The sequence below is a fragment of the Acinetobacter sp. YH12095 genome (genome assembly GCF_013419245.1).
Taxonomy (GTDB): Bacteria; Pseudomonadota; Gammaproteobacteria; order Pseudomonadales; family Moraxellaceae; genus Acinetobacter; species Acinetobacter towneri.
This window is the reverse complement of the sequence record NZ_VPAL01000056.1, coordinates 1-1,039: the sequence shown is the minus strand read 5'-3', so window position 1 is coordinate 1,039 and position 1,039 is coordinate 1. Positions and strand designations below refer to the sequence as shown.

Genomic DNA, 1,039 nt, shown 5'->3' with positions numbered 1-1,039 from the left:
ACCAACGCCAGGCTGACTTAACCTTCTCCGTCCTCTCATCGCATTACACTGAAGTATTGGAATATTAACCAATTTCCCATCGACTACGCCTCTCGGCCTCGCCTTAGGGGTCGACTCACCCAGCCCCGATTAACGTTGGACTGGAACCCTTGGTCTTTCAGCGAACGGGTTTTTCACCCGTTTTGTCGTTACTCACGTCAGCATTCGCACTTCTGATACCTCCAGCAGACTTCTCAATCCACCTTCTTCGGCTTACAGAACGCTCCCCTACCACGTATACAAAGTATACATCCGCAGCTTCGGCACATAGTTTTAGCCCCGTTACATCTTCCGCGCAGGCCGACTCGACTAGTGAGCTATTACGCTTTCTTTAAAGGGTGGCTGCTTCTAAGCCAACCTCCTAGCTGTCTATGCCTTCCCACATCGTTTCCCACTTAACTATGATTTTGGGGCCTTAGCTGGCGGTCTGGATTGTTTTCCTCTTGACTACGGACGTTAGCACCCGCAGTCTGTCTCCCGGATAGTACTCATTGGTATTCGGAGTTTGCATCGGTTTGGTAAGTCGGGATGACCCCCTAGCCGAAACAGTGCTCTACCCCCAATGGTATTCGTCCGAGGCGCTACCTAAATAGCTTTCGGGGAGAACCAGCTATCACCGAGTTTGATTAGCCTTTCACCCCTATCCACAAGTCATCCCCTGGCTTTTCAACGACAGTGGGTTCGGTCCTCCAGTTAGTGTTACCCAACCTTCAACCTGCTCATGGATAGATCACCCGGTTTCGGGTCTATACCCAGCAACTATACGCCCTATTAAGACTCGATTTCTCTACGGCTCCCCTATTCGGTTAACCTCGCTACTGAATATAAGTCGCTGACCCATTATACAAAAGGTACGCAGTCACCAAACAAGTTGGCTCCCACTGCTTGTATGCATGCGGTTTCAGGATCTATTTCACTCCCCTCACAGGGGTTCTTTTCGCCTTTCCCTCACGGTACTGGTTCACTATCGGTCAGTCAGGAGTATTTAGCCTTGGAGGAT

1 rRNA gene is annotated in these 1,039 nt (G+C 50.3%); it reads right to left on the bottom strand.

Annotation, left to right across the window (positions count from 1 at the left end):
• A 23S ribosomal RNA gene (locus FTU35_RS13340) occupies positions 1 to 1,039 on the bottom strand; the annotation flags it as partial.